Origin of the sequence: Paenibacillus baekrokdamisoli, assembly GCF_003945345.1 — a bacterium.
GTDB classification, from domain to species: Bacteria; Bacillota; Bacilli; order Paenibacillales; family Paenibacillaceae; genus Paenibacillus_Z; species Paenibacillus_Z baekrokdamisoli.
In genome coordinates this window covers 2,671,559-2,687,918 of record NZ_AP019308.1, presented here as the reverse complement: position 1 = coordinate 2,687,918, position 16,360 = coordinate 2,671,559, and the positions used below count along the sequence as shown (strand labels likewise).

Sequence of the window (16,360 nt, the reverse complement as noted above, 5' to 3'; positions counted from 1 at the left end):
TTATTCATTAGAGTGGAAAAGGAGACGGAGCATGAAATCTTTGAAATGGTTGTTGATCTTATCATTGTTTATTATTCCTCTAGCTAACGTTTCTGAACGAACTGCATCAGCGGCGGGAGTATCCGACCAACTCGTCCTGCAAGTAAATAGCAATGTGATGGTCCATAACGGTGCGATGTGGAAGTCAGCGCAGCCGTTAACCGCAGTGAAAGGCTCAACCTTTGTTGCGCTAAGTGCAATTGCACCGCGCTTTGGGTATGTCCTGTCCTTCGATTCCGTGAAAAAGGAGTCGATCGCCACTAGCAGTACACATGTGCTTCGATTCAAGTTTGGGAGCACCATTGTTTACATCGATAATAAGCCGATTAATGTTACAGCACCTTATCTATTAAAGGGCTCGCTTATGATTCCGCTGCGTACGTGGGCACAACTGACAGACAGTAAGCTGACTGTAGCTGGAGGCAAGGTTACTTTGGCCTGGAACGTTTTCAAGCTGCCAACAGCTAACTTTGATGTGCAGCCCAAGGAAATCTATGCAGGGGAAACGAATGTGACCTATGTCGATCAATCGACTAGCCCTTCGGGTCAACCATTGGTAGATGAGCGTTGGGATGGCAAATTGGATATGTTTCCGAATCCAGGCACCTATACCATTACAAGACAAGTACAGGATGCATTAGGCCAATGGAGCGATCCTTTCTCAGTTACGATTGAAGTAAAAGCACCGAATCAGGCACCTGTTGCCGATTTCACTACTGAGAAGCAGCAGTATCGTATAGGTGAAGATGTCCTATACACGGATCTCAGTACAGATGATGAGAACGCGATCGTACGCCGCACCTGGACCGGTAATGATAAAGCGTTCTTCGAAGCTGGTGATAAAACAGTTACCCTTGAGGTAGAAGATCGTCATGGATTGACACATCAGGTAACCAAGACAATAACGGTGACGAATGAAGTGCTCTACACGCGTGACGAATACGCAAGACTAAAAACAGCAGTGGGTGACAAGTTTACTATTGATGGGGCATCTGTCCTTAAGTTCCAATCGCTCTCTTATAAAATTCAGAATGAAGATGCTCAGCTGGTTCGAAGCAACAGCCCGGAGACATTAATCCAAGAGGGGATTGCTTATGATTCCCAAATATCAGGTCAAGTACGCTTTATGTTTCACAATGTGAACAAGATTGGTTACCCAGTCAAAATGTACCTGATCGCTACGAATAATAACAGCTCAGCAGTTAATGTAAGCACAAGCTCCTTTGGGATGGGTGGTCCTGACAAGTTCGTAGAGAATACGGGTAAGCTATCGACCATTCGATATCTGAGCTCTCTCCTTGCAAACCCGACTCCAAAGTGGAAATCCATTGCTCCTGGTAAATCAGAAATCCTTTTGGATGATATCAGTAAAGTAACAATTAAACAGGACGATGCCATCTCTGCTTATGGAGATGTGTACGCCGATCAAGAGCTTGAGTACCGAGTAGTCGTTGCTGCTGTTGGGAAGGATCCAATTGCTTCCTTATCATCATTATCCATTATGGAGCGAGATGGCAAACATGTAAGAGGTACCTTCAACAACGCCAATCGTACCATTGAAATGCCTGACATACTTGGGAATCAGGCGCAGTTGATTAGGCTCGGTGATCCTACCATTGATACCATTTTGAATGGTATTGATGAGGTAACGGGAAAGCTTGAATTGAACCTAGGTAACTATGGTGTTCTGTATCATTTGAGATTACCTCATGTTGCACCGCATACCCTTATTGCAATTAATCCTAGGGGCGGTTTTTACACAGGAGGTTTCGTGGTAAACGGCCAAGTCGTAGCTGTAAGCAATACCAGCATCCTGAAGGATAATACCGAGGCGGCCGTCCTTTACCGTACTGGGGATTCTGAAGAGTCAGTTGATATTGTCTTCACGCCTTCATCAGGTAGCAATTTACCGATCGCCATGATGTTCTTGCCATTACCTGCTCTAAGATATTAGTCATTACTCACAATAAAGGCCTTCTCTATCCGTGCAGGGTTAACCTGCGAATAGAGAAGGCCTCTTTGTAATTATAAGAAAGTATAAGTTTCCTCTATACTTTGCTTATATTTCAGAGGGAAGGAACTTGCTTCACCACAAGAGGACAGTGTCAACCAGTTCTTCTTAATTAATAAGGTAACTCGATAGCAACTTCACGTTTTAACTCGGAGGAGCGAAGCACCCCATCGATGATGGCTTGCTGGATAAGAATTTGTTCGCCCGGTATAGGAGCTGGATGACCTTCACTGACCGCATCAACGAAGTCACGTACCTTTTCGAAGAATAGATCCTGTGTATGCTCAATAATTGGAATTGGTGTTGATGTAGGCTGCCCCATAAAGTCATGGAACAATGTCAAATCGCCGACCTTGCCATCCCAAACGCCGGACCAGTTGCCTGTGCCAGCAGGATTAACCTTCAAGCCGCCATCTGTACCCAGGAACATCGTCGAGCCGAGTGTATCCATGTGCATCGCCCATGATATTTTGAACTGCAGCACGAGATCATTCTCGAAGCGGATCATAGCGACTCCAAAATCCTCAACCTCGAAACGATCAGCTTCCGGGTGATAGAGCTTATTGGTTCCGAAGTGATTGGAAGTGAACGAGGAGACCGTAAGCGGGCGTGGATAGCCCATTGCATTTAATGCCATATCAAGAGAGTAGCACCCTATGTCAGCCATCGCGCCTGCTCCTGCCAGATCTTTGCGAATGAAGGTTCCACCAGGCATGCCTCGGCGGCGTCCACCGCCAGTTTCAACGTAGTATACTTTTCCAAGCTTGCCCGATTGAACAATGTCCTGAACGAGCTTCATGTTCGGGTCGTATCGCGGCTGAAAGCCAATGGTTAGTATTTTGCCGGACTCTTTGGTAGCTTTAACCATATCGACAGCTTCTGCCAAGGTAACAGACATTGGCTTCTCCAGCAAGACATGCTTGCCTGCACGCAGAGCGTCTACCGTTGTTACATGATGAGAGACGTTAGGTGTACATATGCTAACCCCATCAAGATCAAGCTCTAGAAGCTTGCGGTGATCCTCGAAGGCTTGGGTATCCGTTAATGAGAGCGAATCCACGAATTGTTTAGCTTTTCCAGGAACGACATCTGCGACCCCGACAATCTGGACATTAGGGAGTCGCTTGTATTGATTAATATGAGCATGGGCGATACCGCCACTGCCAATTATGCCAATTCGAACGGTTTTTATCATAGCGGGAATGATCTCCTTCATTCTTCCGATTCAGCATGCTCCTTGGAAGCCTGCTGTTTTTTGAACTGCTTTGGCGTTAGACCGAATCTTTTCTTGAAGACGTAGTACAGATAGTTACTGCTGGCAAAACCATGCTCGAGCGCAATTTGCTCAATAGGGCTTTGACCCTCCAAGATTGCGGTGCATACTTGAGTCAATCTATGGTTTTCTAAATACGCGCTGAAGGATTCAACACCCTGATCTCGAAAAATACGCTGCAGCTGACGCCCACTAATTGGTATCCGTTGGGCGATCTCCTGAAGCGTAAGAGGGGAGGCATAGTTATCATGAATAAATTGTGTTGCAATTCGGAATCGATGCTCGTTGATATTCCTTGCAGGCGGATCAAAGGTAATGCTCGGAATGGACGACATCCGTGCTGCACGAAGTAGAATCTGAGTGATGGCCTGCTTAATTGTTGAGAAGGCACCAGGCTGACCTTCGTTCCATGCACGGTATGCAGAAAGAAACCAGGACATCGCATTATATTGATCAGCTAGCGGCCTGAGGGGAAGTGCATTCAGCGCTTTCACACACATCTGGGCTTCATGTCGCTCCCACTGATCGCCCCACTCTGCAGCAGAATCGATTTCATCCAGCTTAATGATATCAATATGCAAACAAAGCTCATCCATAGCTTCCTTCGCATCGGCTTCCTGCTGATGCATGACATTAGGTCCAGTAAGGTAGAACAGCCCTTCATGGAGAGGATAAAGCGTATCCTCCATGATGACTGTTCCTTTACCGCGAGGTATAAAATGAAATTCGTACTCGGAATGCTTGTGGAATCGTATCAGCTTACCTGGAGAGAAAGAGGCGAGGTGACAGTGGAGAACATGAAAACCGTAGTCGCCCCAACGGAACTTAATATCCAAGAGGTCCAGAGCATCCATCTTCTCGGCCATGAGCGAGTAGCTAAATGGCTTTGCCATTCCTGCAGCCTCCTAAAAGTTCTGTGAACTTCATAAATGTAGCGAATTTTACTATTATTGCTGCAATTCGGAAAGGCTAACGGAACGTTTCTCAGCCTCCGACAAATTCGATGCTTCCATAAGCTTCGTGAGATCAACCGCTAGACCGATATTTTCATCTGCTTCTGTACCGTTAAGTACATGCTCCACCCATTGATCAAAGGCAGGAATACGGTTTTCTTTCTTCTCGATTGTCACCCACTCCGAAGCATCCAGCTTGTTGCTGCGGACACGGATCACTTCATCCGGAAGACCATATAGCAAGCTGCCCTCTGTACCGTGAATTTCCACGGAGAACGGGGAGTGGCTATTAACGAAGCCGGCTTCAACGATACCGATTGCGCCATTCTCGTAACGCAGCGTCGCTACAGCGTTATCTTCTACAGCTTTACCAGATACGTAGCCAAATGTAGCATGAACGCTTTGTGGCAACCCGAGGAAGAGGCGTACCAAGTACATTGGGTGACAGCCTAGATCGATCAGCGCCCCGCCGCCGCATTGCTCAAGATTGAAGAAATGCTCAGGCAGCCAGCCAGCAGTAGCGCCATTGTGCGAAAGACGTACGCGAGCTTGTGTAAGCTGGCCTAGCAGTCCTTGGCTAATTACCTCTTGCGCCGTTAGTGTGTAACTGTCGTTCAGGCGAGGCAGGGAAACAGTAAGCTTTACGCCAGCCTCACGAATTGCTGCTAGAATTTCATTCACTTCTTTTAATGTAGGCGCAACAACCTTCTCTGTGAAGATATGTTTGCCAGCGCGTGCAGCTTTAACCATAACATCGCGGTGAATATTAGTTGGTGTGTCAACAACAACAGCATCAACGTCTGCACGTGCTAATATTTCATCCAAATCAGCGATAAAAGGTACGCCTAGCTTCGCTGCTGCTTCCAGACCGCGAGCAGGAATTTCGTCCCATACTGCAACAACCTCGGTAATAGGGTTTTCTTGAACTTGTTTCGTGTAGTCCCAGGCATGAACATGCCAATAGCTAAGCATAGCAATGCGAATCATTTTTGTTGCCTCCTAAAAGTTTTTGTGAAACTTACACGGATACTTCTCTGCGAGCAAAAACTCGCATCGGAAGCATAAGCTTAAGTTTTTGTGATACTTGCTTGAATACTTCTCTGCGAACAAAAACTCGCATCGGAAGCAAAAACTCACTTCGAAAGTGTCAAAGCTAAAGGAATGATGTCGTCTGTTCCTAGTTTCAATATCTATAATTATACGACATGGATATAAGTTATCATAAATATATGCCGTCTATAATCTATTTAAATGACATTATAGCTACAAAATTACGACATATCAATGATTGTCCTTTTGATTAAGCAGCTCTACATTGACGCAAAGCTGATTATACGGGAGCATTGGATTAAAGATTGGTTTTCCTATATAATGAAGCAACACGAAAGAGTGTCTGCTTCTTCAGGAGGAGGTTGCACGGTATCAAAAAAATCGTTCAGGCTCCAATCCATTTCTATCGTCGTTTTATATCGCCAATTAAACCGCCAACCTGTCGGTTTTATCCCACTTGCTCTGAATATGCACTCCAAGCTATTGAGAAGCATGGTCCGGCAAAAGGGAGCTGGCTGGCAGCAAAGCGGATATGCAAATGTCACCCCTTTCATCCTGGTGGGATCGATTTTGTTCCTCCTACACGTCAGGAGCTTGCTGAACAGGCAAATGCCGCTCTTGACAGCTCAGCAGCCGATTCGGTATAGTTTCATCAAGAGCAACATTTTCACATCTATTAGTTCAATGAACGGATAAGTACAGAAGAGTGGCCTTACCAGAGAGCCGGGGCAGCTGGAAGCCGGCAGGGTGCAGCTTTTGGAAAATGGTCCGGGAGAATCCGCCTTCAAGCCAGCAGCGAACGATACTGCGGTAAGGGAGCGGCGCAAGGCCGCGTTATCGGCTGCGTTGCTATCCGATGTGGATGGCACTAATGAAGCTCTCGGGGTGCGGCTAAGCTGTGACGAAGAGAGAAAATTGGGTGGTACCGCGTGAGCGTCAGCTTTCGTCCCATAGAGGATGAGGCTTTTTTTGTGCTTTTAAGCATGTATAGCAATAGCAAATGAATGAGGAGGCTCTTTTCAATGAGCGAAGCAAACAAGAAACCATCGTTCTACCTGACAACGCCAATCTACTATCCAAGTGATAAGCTGCATATCGGTCATGCCTACTCGACAGTAGCTGGTGATGCGATGGCTCGGTATAAGCGGCTTCGCGGCTATGATGTATGGTATTTAACCGGTACAGATGAGCATGGACAGAAGATTGAGCGTAAGGCACAGGAGAAGGGCAAGACGCCGCAGCAGTTCGTTGATGATATTGTCGTGACGATTAAAGAGCTGTGGAAGAAGCTGGATATCTCCAATGATGATTTTATTCGCACAACAGAAGAACGACATAAGAAGGTTGTTGAACAAATCTTTGATCAGCTTCTACAGCAGGGGGATATTTATAAAGGCAATTATGAAGGTCTTTATTGTACGCCATGCGAATCGTTCTTTCTTGAGAGACAGCTAGTAAACGGCAACTGTCCGGATTGCGGGCGTCCGGTTGAGCTTGTGAAGGAAGAGAGCTACTTCTTCCGGATGAGTCAATATGCGGATCGATTGCTGCAATTTTATGAAGAAAATCCGGAGTTTATCCAGCCAGAATCACGGAAGAACGAGATGATTAACAATTTCATCAAGCCAGGTCTTGAGGATTTGGCGGTTTCACGTACGACTTTTGACTGGGGGATTAAGGTCAAGGGCGATCCGAAACATGTTGTTTATGTCTGGATTGATGCGCTCTCCAACTACATTACAGCTCTTGGCTATGGTACGGAAGACCAAGGCGCATACGATAAGTTCTGGCCTGCTGATGTCCATATTGTTGGTAAGGAAATTGTCCGTTTCCATACGATCTATTGGCCGATCATGCTGATGGCGCTAGGGCTTCCACTGCCTAAGAAAGTATTTGCTCATGGCTGGCTGCTCATGAAGGATGGCAAGATGTCCAAATCCAAAGGGAATGTTGTTGATCCCGTTACGTTGATTGATCGTTATGGACTTGACTCCCTTCGTTACTATTTGCTGCGTGAGGTTCCGTTCGGTTCTGACGGCACTTTCACACCAGAAGGCTTCGTTGAGCGAGTGAATTTCGATCTAGCTAACGATCTTGGTAATCTGTTGAACCGCACGATTGCAATGATTGAGAAATATTTCGGTGGTGAAATTCCTGCATATGCGGGTCATGTAACGGCATTTGATGAAGCTTTATCTACATTGGCGTCCGGAACTGCGGAGCATGTCGAGGTTGCAATGGAGAAAATGGAGTTTTCCGTTGCTCTCTCATCGATCTGGCAGCTGGTAAGCCGTACGAATAAATATATTGATGAAACATCTCCATGGGCATTAGCAAAGGATGAGTCGAAGCAGGAAGAATTGGCTTCGGTTATGTATCACCTTGCAGAATCGCTGCGGATCATCTCCATTCTACTGCAGCCATTCCTAACGAACGCGCCTCTCAAAATGCGCAGTCAGCTTGGTATTGAAGCTGGGCCGTTGACAGAGTGGGAAAGCACGAAGCAGTTTGGCTTGTTACCAGGAGGCACACGTGTAACGAAGGGCGACCCTATCTTCCCAAGGCTTGATGCTCCAGTGGAAGTGACATTTATCGCAGAATCGATGAACAGCGGCTCAGTGCCAGCTATCGAAGAAGCAGCTGAAGGTGATAACGAGGCAGCAGACTCCAAGGTGGTGAAACAGGATCAGGCGAGTGAGGGCAGCAGTCAAGCAGCAGTGCAGGAAGCACCGCCAGAACTAAAAGCAGAGATTGCAATTGACGAATTCGCTAAGGTTGAGCTTCGCGTAGCACAGGTGATTGCAGCAGAACCAGTCAAGAATGCCGACAAGCTGATGAAGCTGCAGTTGGACCTTGGTTACGAGCAGCGGCAGGTTGTCTCGGGTATTGCTAAATTTTACACGCCAGAGCAGATGGTCGGACGTAAGGTGATTTGCGTAACGAATCTGAAGCCGGTTAAGCTGCGCGGTGAGCTTTCGCAAGGCATGATTCTGGCTGCTTCTCATGGTGATCAGCTAACTTTGGCAGCTGTTCCACAGGAAATGCCAAATGGTTCAATTGTGAAGTAATAATGAACGATAGACCGCCGGGGCGCGCAGCTCCGGCGGTTTTCCATTGACATGAGTTGCAGCATCCCTATATAATTTTGTAGTAATGTTTACGATTTACCGTAGTTGATATCTATAAAACTTGAGGTGCTTGTCATGAATCTGCGCAGAAAAAATAACTTTTCCTTCTTTGCTATAGCGATTATTTTATCATTCGTAATGCTAACCTTAGCCGGCTGCGGCACTAGCAGCAGTAAGTTGGTAGAAGGAAAGACTAATATCGTTACTAGCTTTTATCCGCTCTATTTTCTAGCGAAAGAAATTGGCGGAGAGCAAACGAATGTCATCAATATGATACCTGCTGGCGTTGAGCCGCATGATTGGAGTCCGAAGAGCCGTGATTTAGATACAGTTTCCAAAGCACAGTTATTTCTATATAACGGAGCAGGACTGGAAGGTTGGGTAGATAACTTTCTCCATGGACTTTCGAAGGACAATCCGCTTGTTACTTTAAAAGCTAGTGCTGGCATTCCTTTAATATCTGGTCATGCTGATAATGAGGGGAGCCAAGCGAATAAAGAGGATACAAGCGTGGATCCTCATACCTGGGTCAGCCCTAAATCAATGATAATTATGAGCAAGAATGTTCTCGATAGCCTCATTAAAGTGGACCCTGCACATCGTAAGGAGTACGAGGCAAATGAGGCGAAGCTGAGAGAAAAGCTCTCCGCATTAGATGATAAGTACCGTACGAAGCTGTCCACTGTTTCGAATAAGAATATTGTTACCTCACATCAGGCATTCGGTTATCTAGCGAGGGACTATGGACTTCATCAAGTGGCAATAATGGGCTTATCACCAGATGCAGAGCCTAAGGCGCAGGATTTGCTGCGTATTGCTAAATTCGTGAAGGATAATAATGTGAAGTATATCTTCTTTGAAGAGCTAGTGACAGACGAGCTAGCAAAGACGCTCGCAAGAGAAGTGAATGCCCAAACAATGGTGCTTAATCCGCTTGAAGGGCTGACGCCAGAACAGGAAAAGAAAGGCGAGGATTACTTCTCGCTGATGGAAGCAAATTTGCAAAATTTGCTCCAAGCCTTACAATAGAGAGATAGCTAAATTCTGAGGCAGGCTTAATATTGGCAGATGCCACTAACAGAAGAGCGGGAGTGATAGGGATGCGAGACGATCTGCCGCAGAAAGGCCAGCAGAGCTTTTGTCATCAACCGATTATTGAACTAACCGATGTATCGTTTTCGTATCAGCAGAAACCGGTAATTGAACAAGTGAATTTCTTTGTACAGGAGAGGGATTTCGTCGGATTGATCGGTTCCAATGGGGCCGGCAAAACAACGCTGCTTCGAATGATAGTCGGGTTATTGAAGCCTGATAGTGGCTCGATTAAGTTGTTCGGACAACCGATCGGGCAATTTCGAGATTGGAATCGTGTCGGATATGTACCGCAAAAGAATTCGTTTAATCCTTTATTTCCAGCGACTGTACGCGAGGTTGTTCTCTCTGGGCTGTACAGCCGGAATAAGCTATTCAAACGGATCACGAAAGCGGATCAAGTTAAATGTGATGAAGCGCTGCATGCGATGAAGATCGAGGATTTAGCCAGCAAAAGGATCGGACAATTATCTGGCGGGCAGCAGCAGCGAGCGTTCCTTGCTAGAGCTTTGATCAACAATCCAGCTTTGCTAATTTTGGACGAGCCTACAGTTGGCATAGACTCCGAGACGCAGCAAGGATTTTTTCATCTCATCAAGCATATGCATCAACATCATAATATTACGTTTCTACTCGTTTCGCATGATATGGATATGATTCGTTCTTACCTAGGTCAAGAACCGAAGCGAGAATGCGGGAAAATCAAGTTTTACGTGAAGCATTCTCATGATCTTGAGGATTGTGTGGAGACGAATTTGACGCATAGCTTGAAGGATTTGCGTCATTCGATGGAGAGAGGGAAAGTAGGCGTTTAGAGTTGGATATCGTAACAAGCGAATTTTTTCAAAGAGCGCTGATTGGCGGCGTTTTAATCGGGATTACCGCGCCGCTTATGGGTCTCTTTCTTGTGCTTAGACGGCTAGCGATGATCGGTGATACGCTTGCTCATGTATCCATTGCTGGAGTAGCGTTAGGTTTCCTGATTGGTGTTTATCCCGTTGGAGTTGGACTGATCTTTGCATTAGCGGCTACATTTGCAATTGAGAAGCTGCGCAAAGCTTATAAGACCTATGCCGAGCTGTCTATTGCCATTATTATGTCCGGTGGAGTTGCGCTGGCATCGCTGTTGTTTACCCTTGGCAAGGGCTTCAATGTAAGCGTGAGCGGCTATTTGTTCGGGAGCATCTATACGCTAGATCAAATCGATATTATTCTAATCGCAGTCGTAACCGTTGTGGTCTTGGCAGCCGTTTGGGTACATGCGAAAGAGCTGTTTTTACTTACCTTTGACGAGGATGCAGCAGCGGTAAGTGGTCTGCCAACCCGTTATTTTAACTTTATGATCAGTGTTCTGACCGCTTTAGTTATTAGTGTATCCATCAAAATCGTAGGTGCGCTGCTCGTATCTGCACTGCTCACCATCCCTGCGGCTTGCAGTCTTGTGATTGCCAGAAGCTTCCGTCAATCAGTAATAACAGTCGTAATTATTGCTGAATTTGCTGTTATCGGCGGGCTTCTTATCGCAGGTGTCTGGAATTTAGCGCCTGGTGGTACAATCGTGCTGCTTCTTATCGCCATTTTACTTTTGTTACTTTCTGCAAGGCGCAAGTTCAGCGCCTAGATTATTATAGCGAGGTGAATCCAATTGTCTGAAGTTACGATTTGGGCCGCGTTCGGAGCAGGTATTGCATCATTTATATCTCCTTGCTGCTTACCGCTCTATCCTTCTTATTTATCTTACATAACAGGTGTTTCAGTTGCGGATTTGAAGAGTGAGCATCCTGGGAAACAAGTACGCATAAGGACGATGAGCCATACGCTTTTCTTTGTCCTCGGATTTTCGGTCGTATACTATACACTTGGTTATAGTACAAATAAGTTCGCAGAGTTCTTTTCTGATTATCAGACCTTAATTCGTCAGCTATCAGCGGTTTTTATTATACTCATGGGACTTATTTTGGTAGGTCTTATACAACCTACCATGCTTATGAAGGAACGCAAAATGCCTCTTAAGCTGAATAAATCAGGGTATCTAGCTTCATTCATATTTGGGATCGGCTTCTCGGCTGGATGGTCACCCTGTACAGGTCCAATTCTGGCAAGTATATTGCTGCTGGCCGCATCGGAGCCTGGAACATGGTTTGAGCTAACGACTGCCTATGCGCTTGGTTTCGCTATTCCGTTTTTCGTGCTGGCTTTCTTCATTGGCTCCACGAGATGGATTGTTCGCTACTCGGGAATCATGATGAAGATCGGCGGCGCTGTTATGCTACTTATGGGTATTTTACTCTTCACTGATCAAATGACCAAGATTACCATCTGGCTGAATTCAATCACGCCAGAATGGCTGAAGTTTTAAGGTTTAAGTGAAGTAATGGATGGTAGACACAATCATGGAAAGTTAAGTCGCGCAGGTTGCGGCATGTAGCCGAGCAGTGTATGATACTAAGAGTAATGCGCAGCAATTGCGCTGATGCTGATGATATGCGCTTAACAGCAAGGTATTATCAACGCGGGATGATGGTGAATGGAGGTTCTTTCGATGCCGACTCCTAGCATGGAGGATTACTTGGAACGAATTTACAAGCTTATTGACGAAAAGGGTTATGCACGAGTATCGGATATTGCTGAAGGGCTAGAGGTGCATCCTTCTTCCGTTACGAAAATGATTCAAAAGCTGGATAAAGATAAATATCTCATATACGAGAAATATCGCGGGCTTATTCTAACGAACAAAGGAAAGAAGATGGGCAAGAGGCTGGTGGATCGTCATCAGCTGCTGGAATCATTCTTGACCCTTATCGGCGTTCAAGAAGAGAATATATATAAGGACGTTGAAGGAATAGAACATCACTTGAGCTGGGATTCCATTACCTGCATTGAAACGCTGCTTGAATATTTCCGCCGTGATGCAAGTCGTTTGGAGGACTTGAGAGGTATCCGCTCGGAAATGGACACCGAATAACCGAATCGACATATAGCATAACACGTTGAAAAGCCATCTCCATGAAATATGGAGATGGCTTTTTGATATGCATTACTAAACACAAAAAAACTGGATCTTGTAACAACCAAGATCCAGTTCATTCACTAGTGATATTTAGGTAAATTGTCGTCATCCTTGCCGCCTTCAATGACGCGAAACGGAATGTTTTTGCGAGATTTAGGCTTGGTAGTTTGCGCTTCTTTACGGTTAATCGGTTTATTTCTTGGTTTAGTCCGTGTTCTAGCGCCTCCAGGCGGGAACTTATAGAGCAAATAGATAGCACCGAAGATAACAACCGGGATAATCATTTGTGTGGGATTCGCTAGCATCTGTGAGACAAGACCGGCACCCACGAGTAGAAGGATGACGAGTAATAAGGGACTTACTTTTCGAGGCATAACCTTCACCCTTTCTTTCCGAACTTAGAATACTACGTTACGCTTTGGCGACTTGACGATCGAGCTCAAGCATACGGTTAAAGGATGCAATGGATACGGCAACCTGCTCGTCATTCGGCTCTTTGGTAGTAAGCTTCTGCAGCCACAATCCAGGGTAACCTAGGAAACGGAGCACCGGTGTATCACGCAGTGCATTCGTGAAACGAAGCGCTTCATAAGATGCACCTAGTACAACTGGAAGAAGCAGTACCCGTAAATAGATTCGCTCCCACATGGAGTCCCAGTGAAAGAAAGAGTAGACGATAATGCCGACGAGCACGGAAAAAACAATAAAGCTGCTTCCACAGCGATAATGGAGGCGAGTATAACGTTGGACATTCGCAACGGTAAGCTCAACACCAGCTTCGTAGGCACTTATTACTTTATGTTCAGCTCCGTGGTATTGGAACAGCCGTTTAATAAGCGGTGTTAACGAAATAATGTACAAGTATGAGAGCAGGAACAGGATCTTGATAACGCCTTCAATCAGGTTGTGTACTATTATATTCGAGAATGCATGTCCAAAGAGCAACTGTTCTACGGCTGCTGGTACGACGGTAAAAACTAATTTCCCTACGATAAAGGAGAGGATACCTGCTACCGCTACACCAACAATCATGCTTAAGCTCCAGCCTTTTTTCTCTTCGGCTTTCTTGGCTTTAGCCAGCTTAGCCTCGTCCTGCTCTCCCTCGAGCTCGTCTTCAGCATAGGATTCTAATGAAAAGTTCAAATGCTGTGAGCCTTTGGCACTTGATTCCAATATGGCTACGATACCGCGCAGAAGCGGTATTTTTTTAAGTTTTTGCAACCAAGGCTTAGTTGTGCGTGGTACTTCATAAAACATAATTTCATTGTTCTTGCGACGCACAGCTGTGACGTTAGCATGTTTGCCTGCAAACATGACACCTTCTATGACAGCTTGTCCGCCATAAATGTTACGCGAATCCTGTGACAAGGCGAATCACCATCCTTTAGTTTGACATATCATGTCTCATTTAGTTAGAAGCTTCTTATTTATTGTACTTGATTCTGTTACTGATTGCACGCGGGATCCATGACCAAAAATCGCCCCTTCACCGTTTACTGCTAGTTGATTTGTGCATACTAACCTGTACAGATTAATCTACTTGTGCAACTAATGGAGGATACTTATGCAATCCGATCACAGCAAACTAAAAAGATATACCTCTCATCCGAAGAAGCGGCAGGAGCATCGAACGAATAGCTTCTGGTTTTGTGTAAAGACAGGATTCTTTGCCGGATTAATTTGGGGTCTGCTGCGTTGGTTACTGCACGCCATGCAATTTACAAAGGTACTTCCAGCGTTTATGGCGGATCCTTTCTTTCGTCTTGCTTTTCTTAAAACAGGCTGGGGGAATGTGGTGGGTATCGGCTGCTTCATTATTTTCTCGATTATTGCCGCTCTGCTCTATAAGCTTTTATTGGGACGATTCTCAGGACCTAGGGCTGGTATTGGGTACGGTATGATTTGGTGGGTCATTCTATTTGCCTGGATTGGTCCAATCATGGCTATAACGAAGCCGATTTATAAACTTGACTGGGATTCGATCGTTACGGAACTAGCGGTTTTTACCGTTTGGGGGTTATTTATTGGGTATACGATAGCCTTTGAATTTACGGATGAAGTATCACGTGAACCAATTGGAGCGAACTAAGCAGGGGCACTCCTCTCTTTCGTCATGGACGACACTTCTCAAAGCGAGGGTCTTTGTGGTAAAATGGCAATTGATCTATGCGGCGGGAGGGATTCCATGACAACGATACTTGTAGTAAACGGACCAAACTTAAATATGCTTGGAATCCGGGAACCAGCTGTATATGGTTCAACAACGCTAACGGACATAGAATTGCTTTTGCGTGAAAAAGCAGAGACACTCGGTGTGGAACTATTATTCTTTCAATCGAATCATGAGGGCGCTCTTATTGACCGCGTTCAAGAGGCTTATGGAAAGGTTGATGGGATCTTAATTAATCCAGGAGCACTTACGCATTATAGTTACGCACTTCGTGATGGAATTAGCGGAGTAGGGCTGCCGGTTGTTGAGGTGCATTTATCGAACATTCATAAGCGAGAAGCATTCCGTCATCTATCCGTCATCGCGCCTATAGCAGTGGGACAAATTGCTGGTTTCGGCGCGCAGAGCTATTTGCTTGGCTTACAAGCGCTTGTAGATCATCTAAAGTCGCAATAGGGCCGTACATAAACCGTTCAGACCCTATGGAAGCGGCATGGTGAAAGGAAGTTTAACCATGACAAACACTAATTTAATCGGGGTCAAAGAGAAGCTGCAGGAGCTTGGCCTAGATGCGCTTCTTATTACAAATCCGGTCAATCGTCGGTATTTAAGCGGATTTACAGGTTCTGCAGGTGTATTGCTAATAACAGCTGATCACAGCTGGCTGCTAACAGATTTTCGCTATATGACCCAAGCTCCACAGCAAGCGGTTGATTTTACCGTTATCGAGCATGGAGTCAAATGGATCGATACCGTTAAGGAGCTCTCAGCAGCTGCAGGTGTAACCCAATTAGGCTTCGAGCAGGAGCATGTCGTATTTAGTGAATACGCTGCTTGGAAGATCGCGTTAGGAGAGATTCAGCTTCAACCAGTTTCTGGTATTGTGGAACAGCTGCGGATGATCAAGGATGATGCGGAGCTCGCTATTATGCGTGATGCCGCTAAACTTGCTGATGAAACGTATAATCATATCCTTGGATTTATTAGACCAGGGCTTAGTGAACGTGAAGTCGCGCTAGAGATGGAGTTCTATATGCGCAGCAAAGGAGCGACATCGTCTTCCTTTGAAACAATAGTCGCTTCTGGGGAACGCTCGGCATTGCCGCATGGTGTAGCCAGCGATCGAATTATAGGTAGCAATGAATTTGTGAAGCTAGATTTTGGCGCTTACTACAAAGGTTACTGCTCGGATATTACGAGAACAATCGTTGTTGGTAAACCAACGGATAAGCATCGTGAAATTTATGAGATCGTATTAGAAGCTCAGCTTGCTACACTTGCCGCTGTTAAACCGGGAATGACTGGCCGTGAAGCCGATGCGGTAGCACGCGATATCATTACTCGTTATGGCTACGGAGATAACTTCGGACATGGTACAGGCCACGGCTTAGGTATGGAAATTCATGAGAACCCAAGACTTTCGAAGACAGGTGAGACTGTCCTTGAGCCTGGAATGGTTGTAACCGTGGAACCAGGTATCTATCTCCCAGGCTTTGGTGGCGTTCGAATTGAGGATGACATTGTGATTACAGCAGGTGGAAATTCGTTATTAACCTCATCACCCAAGGCATTATTCATCTTGGAATGAGTGTTTTATATAAGTTCAACGCTTACGAAGTATTGTGCTTCGTACA

The 16,360-nt window shown here is 45.6% G+C and carries 17 protein-coding genes; 12 read left to right on the top strand and 5 right to left on the bottom strand.

Annotated features, from left to right (window positions below; translation table 11 throughout):
• The first annotated feature begins 31 nt into the window (after positions 1 to 31).
• The gene (locus tag EKN16_RS12165) at positions 32 to 1,993 is read left to right on the top strand and encodes a stalk domain-containing protein (protein ID WP_125657166.1); all 1,962 of its coding nucleotides are present in this window, start codon (positions 32 to 34) and stop codon (positions 1,991 to 1,993) included.
• Positions 1,994 to 2,162: 169 nt separating this feature from the next.
• Here the strand turns inward: EKN16_RS12165 and EKN16_RS12160 are convergent, their stop codons facing one another.
• From EKN16_RS12160 to EKN16_RS12150, 3 genes are read right to left on the bottom strand one after another with little or no spacing between them, the layout of a single operon-like run.
• Positions 2,163 to 3,245, bottom strand: a complete 1,083-nt coding sequence (locus tag EKN16_RS12160) for a Gfo/Idh/MocA family protein (RefSeq protein ID WP_125657163.1) — start codon at positions 3,243 to 3,245, stop codon at positions 2,163 to 2,165.
• Positions 3,246 to 3,262: 17 nt separating this feature from the next.
• Positions 3,263 to 4,216 (bottom strand): AraC family transcriptional regulator, encoded by a 954-nt coding sequence (locus tag EKN16_RS12155; RefSeq protein ID WP_125657160.1) that lies wholly within the window; start codon positions 4,214 to 4,216, stop codon positions 3,263 to 3,265.
• Positions 4,217 to 4,270: 54 nt separating this feature from the next.
• Positions 4,271 to 5,263, bottom strand: coding sequence for a Gfo/Idh/MocA family protein (locus tag EKN16_RS12150; protein WP_125657157.1), 993 nt, complete (start codon positions 5,261 to 5,263; stop codon positions 4,271 to 4,273).
• A 434-nt stretch (positions 5,264 to 5,697) separates the two neighbouring features.
• Between EKN16_RS12150 and yidD the strand changes: the two genes are divergently transcribed.
• From yidD to mntR, 8 genes are all read left to right on the top strand, one after another.
• On the top strand, positions 5,698 to 5,973 hold the full coding sequence (yidD, locus tag EKN16_RS12145; protein ID WP_125666170.1) for a membrane protein insertion efficiency factor YidD: 276 nt from the start codon (positions 5,698 to 5,700) through the stop codon (positions 5,971 to 5,973).
• A gap of 100 nt (positions 5,974 to 6,073) precedes the next feature.
• The gene (locus EKN16_RS12140) at positions 6,074 to 6,259 is read left to right on the top strand and encodes a hypothetical protein (protein WP_125657154.1); all 186 of its coding nucleotides are present in this window, start codon (positions 6,074 to 6,076) and stop codon (positions 6,257 to 6,259) included.
• Between the two features lie 89 nt (positions 6,260 to 6,348).
• Complete coding sequence (gene metG / locus EKN16_RS12135) at positions 6,349 to 8,394, top strand: methionine--tRNA ligase (protein WP_125657151.1); 2,046 nt, start codon at positions 6,349 to 6,351, stop codon at positions 8,392 to 8,394.
• Positions 8,395 to 8,529: 135 nt separating this feature from the next.
• The gene (locus EKN16_RS12130) at positions 8,530 to 9,483 is read left to right on the top strand and encodes a metal ABC transporter substrate-binding protein (RefSeq protein WP_125657149.1); all 954 of its coding nucleotides are present in this window, start codon (positions 8,530 to 8,532) and stop codon (positions 9,481 to 9,483) included.
• A 71-nt stretch (positions 9,484 to 9,554) separates the two neighbouring features.
• Complete coding sequence (locus EKN16_RS12125) at positions 9,555 to 10,361, top strand: metal ABC transporter ATP-binding protein (protein ID WP_125657144.1); 807 nt, start codon at positions 9,555 to 9,557, stop codon at positions 10,359 to 10,361.
• 2 nt (positions 10,362 to 10,363) lie between these two features.
• Positions 10,364 to 11,167: a metal ABC transporter permease gene (locus EKN16_RS12120; RefSeq protein WP_125657140.1), complete on the top strand. Its 804-nt coding sequence runs from the start codon at positions 10,364 to 10,366 to the stop codon at positions 11,165 to 11,167.
• A gap of 24 nt (positions 11,168 to 11,191) precedes the next feature.
• Positions 11,192 to 11,905, top strand: a complete 714-nt coding sequence (locus tag EKN16_RS12115) for a cytochrome c biogenesis CcdA family protein (protein WP_125657137.1) — start codon at positions 11,192 to 11,194, stop codon at positions 11,903 to 11,905.
• 183 nt (positions 11,906 to 12,088) lie between these two features.
• Positions 12,089 to 12,511, top strand: a complete 423-nt coding sequence (mntR, locus tag EKN16_RS12110) for a transcriptional regulator MntR (RefSeq protein ID WP_125657135.1) — start codon at positions 12,089 to 12,091, stop codon at positions 12,509 to 12,511.
• Positions 12,512 to 12,636: 125 nt separating this feature from the next.
• On the opposite strand, the gene EKN16_RS12105 is transcribed toward mntR, so the two are convergent.
• Both EKN16_RS12105 and EKN16_RS12100 read right to left on the bottom strand, forming a co-directional pair.
• Positions 12,637 to 12,930, bottom strand: a complete 294-nt coding sequence (locus EKN16_RS12105) for a hypothetical protein (RefSeq protein WP_232016374.1) — start codon at positions 12,928 to 12,930, stop codon at positions 12,637 to 12,639.
• 37 nt (positions 12,931 to 12,967) lie between these two features.
• Positions 12,968 to 13,870, bottom strand: coding sequence for a DUF1385 domain-containing protein (locus tag EKN16_RS12100; RefSeq protein ID WP_125666168.1), 903 nt, complete (start codon positions 13,868 to 13,870; stop codon positions 12,968 to 12,970).
• A gap of 250 nt (positions 13,871 to 14,120) precedes the next feature.
• On the opposite strand from EKN16_RS12100, the gene EKN16_RS12095 reads away from it, so the two are divergent.
• The 3 genes from EKN16_RS12095 (at position 14,121) to EKN16_RS12085 (ending at position 16,314) form a co-directional block, all read left to right on the top strand.
• Complete coding sequence (locus EKN16_RS12095; protein ID WP_125657133.1) at positions 14,121 to 14,645, top strand: YqhR family membrane protein; 525 nt, start codon at positions 14,121 to 14,123, stop codon at positions 14,643 to 14,645.
• 96 nt (positions 14,646 to 14,741) lie between these two features.
• On the top strand, positions 14,742 to 15,182 hold the full coding sequence (aroQ, locus tag EKN16_RS12090; protein WP_125657130.1) for a type II 3-dehydroquinate dehydratase: 441 nt from the start codon (positions 14,742 to 14,744) through the stop codon (positions 15,180 to 15,182).
• A 58-nt stretch (positions 15,183 to 15,240) separates the two neighbouring features.
• Positions 15,241 to 16,314 carry a M24 family metallopeptidase gene (locus EKN16_RS12085; protein ID WP_125657126.1) on the top strand — a complete coding sequence of 358 codons (1,074 nt, stop codon included), beginning with the start codon at positions 15,241 to 15,243 and terminating at the stop codon, positions 16,312 to 16,314.
• Positions 16,315 to 16,360: the final 46 nt, after the last annotated feature.

Excerpts from the sequence above, each read along its gene's own strand:
- mntR (WP_125657135.1), top strand. The coding sequence starts at position 12,089 with ATGCCGACTCCTAGCATGGAGGATTACTTGGAACGAATTTACAAGCTT.
- metG (WP_125657151.1), top strand. The coding sequence starts at position 6,349 with ATGAGCGAAGCAAACAAGAAACCATCGTTCTACCTGACAACGCCAATC.
- EKN16_RS12125 (WP_125657144.1), top strand. The coding sequence starts at position 9,555 with ATGCGAGACGATCTGCCGCAGAAAGGCCAGCAGAGCTTTTGTCATCAA.
- EKN16_RS12130 (WP_125657149.1), top strand. The coding sequence starts at position 8,530 with ATGAATCTGCGCAGAAAAAATAACTTTTCCTTCTTTGCTATAGCGATT.
- aroQ (WP_125657130.1), top strand. The coding sequence starts at position 14,742 with ATGACAACGATACTTGTAGTAAACGGACCAAACTTAAATATGCTTGGA.
- EKN16_RS12155 (WP_125657160.1), bottom strand. The coding sequence starts at position 4,216 with ATGGCAAAGCCATTTAGCTACTCGCTCATGGCCGAGAAGATGGATGCT.
- EKN16_RS12085 (WP_125657126.1), top strand. The coding sequence starts at position 15,241 with ATGACAAACACTAATTTAATCGGGGTCAAAGAGAAGCTGCAGGAGCTT.
- EKN16_RS12150 (WP_125657157.1), bottom strand. The coding sequence starts at position 5,263 with ATGATTCGCATTGCTATGCTTAGCTATTGGCATGTTCATGCCTGGGAC.
- EKN16_RS12105 (WP_232016374.1), bottom strand. The coding sequence starts at position 12,930 with ATGCCTCGAAAAGTAAGTCCCTTATTACTCGTCATCCTTCTACTCGTG.
- EKN16_RS12160 (WP_125657163.1), bottom strand. The coding sequence starts at position 3,245 with ATGATAAAAACCGTTCGAATTGGCATAATTGGCAGTGGCGGTATCGCC.
- EKN16_RS12100 (WP_125666168.1), bottom strand. The coding sequence starts at position 13,870 with ATGTTTGCAGGCAAACATGCTAACGTCACAGCTGTGCGTCGCAAGAAC.
- EKN16_RS12095 (WP_125657133.1), top strand. The coding sequence starts at position 14,121 with ATGCAATCCGATCACAGCAAACTAAAAAGATATACCTCTCATCCGAAG.
- EKN16_RS12165 (WP_125657166.1), top strand. The coding sequence starts at position 32 with ATGAAATCTTTGAAATGGTTGTTGATCTTATCATTGTTTATTATTCCT.